4 protein-coding genes are annotated in these 4,497 nt (G+C 74.2%); all 4 read left to right on the forward strand.

Features of this window, described 5'->3' with window-relative positions; translation table 11 throughout:
- The first annotated feature begins 44 nt into the window (after positions 1-44).
- The 4 genes from I5E_RS02630 to I5E_RS02645 are packed head-to-tail and all read left to right on the forward strand — an operon-like array spanning position 45 to position 4,053.
- On the forward strand, positions 45-752 hold the full coding sequence (locus I5E_RS02630; protein WP_022905619.1) for a C40 family peptidase: 708 nt from the start codon (positions 45-47) through the stop codon (positions 750-752).
- Complete coding sequence (locus I5E_RS02635) at positions 749-2,353, forward strand: flagellar hook-length control protein FliK (RefSeq protein WP_022905620.1); 1,605 nt, start codon at positions 749-751, stop codon at positions 2,351-2,353. The genes I5E_RS02630 and I5E_RS02635 overlap by 4 nt, the downstream gene beginning before the upstream one ends.
- 40 nt (positions 2,354-2,393) lie before the next feature.
- Complete coding sequence (locus I5E_RS02640) at positions 2,394-2,828, forward strand: flagellar hook assembly protein FlgD (protein WP_022905621.1); 435 nt, start codon at positions 2,394-2,396, stop codon at positions 2,826-2,828.
- A gap of 49 nt (positions 2,829-2,877) precedes the next feature.
- Complete coding sequence (locus tag I5E_RS02645) at positions 2,878-4,053, forward strand: flagellar hook protein FlgE (RefSeq protein ID WP_022905622.1); 1,176 nt, start codon at positions 2,878-2,880, stop codon at positions 4,051-4,053.
- The last annotated feature ends 444 nt before the right edge of the window (positions 4,054-4,497 follow it).

The following is a 4,497-nucleotide window of genomic DNA, read 5'->3' on the forward strand; positions in this document are numbered from 1 at the left end:
CTCGACGAGATCGCGGCACGCAGCCGCACGGAAGGTGGTGCCCGATGAGCGTGGACGCCGTGCTCTCGCGGATCTCCGTGATCCGGACCCAGATCGATGCCCTGCGCACCGGGACGACCGCCGCGGCGGCGACCTCGCAGACCGCGGGTGCCGACACCTCCAGCGCCTTCGCCGACGCGATGGCGTCCGCGACCGGGACCGGGACGACCGGCACGGCGGCGACCGCGGCGTCGGCGTCGACCGCTCCCGCGACGTCGGTCGACGCCGGCACGGGGACCATCGCGACGGGCAGCGGCGCGACCGGTGCCGACGTGGTGGCGGACGCGAAGAAGTACCTCGGCGTGCCGTACGTCTTCGGCGGCACCACGACGAGCGGCATGGACTGCTCGGGGCTCGTGCAGACGGTGTTCAAGGACCTCGGGGTGACCATGCCCCGTGTCGTGCCGGACCAGGCGAAGATGGGCGTCGAGGTGGGGTCGCTCAAGGACGCCCAGCCCGGCGACCTGATCGTCCCGAAGGGCGAGGGCCACGTCGTCATCTACGTCGGCGACGGCAAGGTGCTGCACGCGCCGCGACCGGGCAAGGACGTCCGGATCGTCGACAACTGGTACAAGGACTCGGACATCGCCACGATCCGACGCATCGTGCCCGCGCAGGCGTCCGCCACGACCGCGACGTCCGCGGCGTCGGGTGGGACGGACCTGCAGACGGCGGCGCTGCTCTCCCTGATGCAGTCCGGGAGCGCAGCATGAGCCTGACGATCAGCACGCAGCCGGCCGCCCCGGCACCCGCTCGCGCCGGGTCGTCGGCACCGGCCCCGGCGTCCGCCGACTCGTTCGGCGCCGCGCTGGCCGCAGCCGGGTCCGCGGCAGCCGGCACCGCCGCGGACGGGGACCGCCGCACGGCTCAGTCCGACGCACGCCGTCCGGCACCGCACGGGACGGACCGGGACACGCGTCCCACGACCTCGCCGGCCGGACGACGACCGACGGACGACACCCCGACCGACGACGCCGCGACCGGTCCGGCCGCGGGCGGGACGACCGGTGGTGCGGACGTGACGCCGACCGCCGACCCCGCTGCGACGGTGGCCGCACTCGTGGCGTCCGCCGCCGCGGCCCCGTCTGCTGGTGCCGAGACGCTCGGGGCCTCCGCCGTCGTCCCGGACGTGACCTCCCCGACGCCGCCGGCACCGGCCGCCGCGGTCGCTCCGGCCGGCGACGCGTCGCCGCTCGCAGGGATCGCGATCCAGTCGGGCGCGCGCCTCCGTGCGACCGCCACGCCTGCGACGATCGACGCCTCGCCGGCAGCGGTCCCGACCCCGACGGCCGCGCCCGCCACCACCGGCAGGGCAGCCGCGGCCCTGAACCAGACCGACGCGACCCCCGTGGCGACGGCCCCCGCACCCGCGACGACCGCCGCACCCGTGACGACCGCCGCACCCGTGACGACCGCCGCACCCGCCACCGCCGTAACCGCGACCGCCGCATCCGCGACGCCCCCGCCGGTCGCGGGTCCGGCGAGCGCCCTGCCCGCCGCGGCACCGGCCCCGTCGACGACCGGCGGCCCCGCGACCCCGACCACCCCGAGCGCAACGACCTCGGCGTCGGTGTCCCCGACCTCGACGACCCCGACCCCGACCCCGACCACCCCGGTCGCCCCGGTGGTCCAGGCGACCCCGGGTGCCACCGACACCGCCGCACCGACCCAGCCCGTCGTCGCCACGGCGACGGCCGTCCCGACCGTCGGCACCGAGGGCGGCGATGCCCGGAGCGGCCACGGATCGGACGGTGGGACGCGCGACCAGGGTGATCCGCGCCTCCAGTCCGTCACCGCACCCCGTGGCGGTGAGGGCGCCTTCGCGGTCCCGGCCGCCTCGACCACCGCGTCGGTCGCACCGGCGGCCGCGACGGCCGGTTCCGCGACCGCGAACGCGCCGGTGCCGCTCCAGCAGCAGCTGAGCCGTCCGGTGTTCGCGCTCGCGCAGGCCGGGCCGGGGGAGCACGTCGTGACCGTCCAGGTGACCCCCGACGCGCTCGGCCCCGTCACCGTCCGAGCGCACGTGACCGCGCACGGCATGCACGTCGAGCTGTTCGCGGCGTCGGACGCCGGTCGGGACGCCGTGCGACAGGTGCTGCCGGACCTCCGCCGCGACGCCGCCGGGGCCGCCCTGTCGACGACGCTCGACCTGTCCTCGCAGAACCACCCGGACGCACGGTCCGGGCAGGACGACCGGCCCACCCCGGCGGGCCCCCGCCTCGACCCCGGCCAGGAGGCGCGGCCCACCCCGCGCGCACCCGGCACCGCCCACACGCCCACCGTCCGCAGCGTCGGACTCGACGTCCTCGCCTGAGCGACGACCTCCAGCACCGGCAGAACCGAAGGGAACGACCATGCCGATCGACGGCATCACCGGCACCGTGGACCAGGCCGCGCAGGCCGCGGCCCTCGCCGCCAACCAGTCCGGCTCGCGCTCGCAGACGATGGACTCCGAGGTGTTCATGAAGCTCCTGGTCACGCAGCTGCAGAACCAGGACCCGTCCTCGCCGATGGACACGAACCAGATGATCAGCCAGCAGACGCAGCTCGCGATGATGGAGCAGATCACCAACCAGACCACGACGGCGAACGAGAACTTCTCGCTGCAGATGCGGATCGCCGCCGCCAACCTCGTCGGGAAGCAGGTCAGCTACACCGACGCCACGTCCGGCACGACGGTCACCGGGACGGCGACCGCGGTCTCCTACGCCCAGAGCGTGCCGACCGTGACGGTGAACGGGAAGGAGGTCAACCTCGACGTGATCTCCGGCATCAAGACGACCCCCTGACCCCCGCTCCCTCCTCTACTTCTTCGGTACCTCCACGAAAGGACGCACCATGCTCCGCTCGCTCTACTCCGGGATCTCCGGCCTCCGTTCGCACCAGCAGATGCTGGACGTCACGGGCAACAACATCGCCAACGTCAACACGGTCGGCTTCAAGTCGTCGTCGACGGTCTTCCAGGACACCCTGTCGCAGATGACCCAGGGTGCCGGTGGGCCGCAAACCGGCATCGGTGGCACGAACCCGGCCCAGATCGGCCTCGGCGTCCAGGTCGCCGGCGTCTCCACGAACTTCGCGCAGGGCTCCGCCCAGGCGACCGGCAAGGCCACCGACCTGATGATCTCCGGCGACGGCTTCTTCGTCACCCGGCTCGGCAACGACACCGTGTACAGCCGTGCCGGCGCGTTCGACTTCGACGCCGACGGTCGGCTCGTCACCGCCGACGGCAAGATCGTGCAGGGGTACCCGGCCACGAACGGCGTCGTCAACGAGAACGGCGCGCTGTCCGACATCGTCCTGCCGCTCGACGCCGCCGCCCCCGCCGTCCGCACCTCCACCGCCGGGGTGACCGGTAACCTGCCGTCCGAGACCGCGGTCGGCCAGGTCCTCACGCGCGACGCCACCGTCTACGACGCCTCGGGCGCGAAGCACACCATGTCGATCGCGTACGAGCGCACCGCCGCCGGGTGGGACGTCACCGCGACCGACGGACAGGGCACGCAGGCGACGACGTCGCTCACCTTCGGCGCCGAAGGCAAGCTCACGGCCGGTGGCACGCTCGCCGTCGGGGGCATCGCGGTCGACATGCGGCAGCTCACGTGCTTCGCGTCGCTGAACACCGCGTCGATCTCGTCGCAGAACGGCCACGAGGCCGGCTCGCTCCAGGGCTACTCCATCTCGAAGGACGGCACGGTCGTCGGGACGTTCTCGAACGGCGCGTCGCTCGCCATCGGCCGGATCGCCCTCGCGACGTTCGCGAACCCGGCGGGCCTCGAGAAGACCGGGGCCTCGGGCTACCGGGCCACCGCGAACTCCGGCAACGCCTCGGTCGGCGCCCCGGGGTCGCCCGGCGTCGGGCAGCTCGCGTCGGGAACGCTCGAGATGTCGAACGTCGACCTGTCGCAGGAGTTCACGAACCTCATCGTGGCGCAGCGCGGCTTCCAGGCGAACGCGCGCATCATCACGACCTCGGACGAGGTGCTGCAGGAGCTGACGAACCTGAAGCGCTAGGCGCGGTGTGGCCGCGTTGCGGCGCGGTCGCGGCGCGGACTGCGTTCGCACAACCGAAGGCACCGCGAACCACGGGCATCCGTGGTTCGCGGTGCCGTTCGTTGCGCGGCGGGTGCGGGTTCGGCGGGGCAGGCCCGGCGCGGCGGGGCGTGGTGCGGCGCGGGGGTCGCGACGCGACCACGCGACGGACGGGAGGCGCGGGGCGGGCCCGCACCGTGCCTCCCGTCCGTCAGCGGGTCACCGCACCGTCGCGTGACGGTGGAGGGTCCCCGGCCGTGGCGGCGGAGGACGACGGTCCGTCGTGACCGGTCAGTCGGTCCGGCGTGCGAGGTGCGTCGGACGGCTGGGATCAGCGGGCGACACCGAGGTCGGCGGGACCACGAGCACCGGAACGTGCGCGTCGTGCATGACCGACTCGCCGACGCTGCCGGCGAGCAAGCCGCC

Source organism: Curtobacterium sp. B18 (genome assembly GCF_000333375.1).
Lineage (GTDB): Bacteria > Actinomycetota > Actinomycetes > Actinomycetales > Microbacteriaceae > Curtobacterium.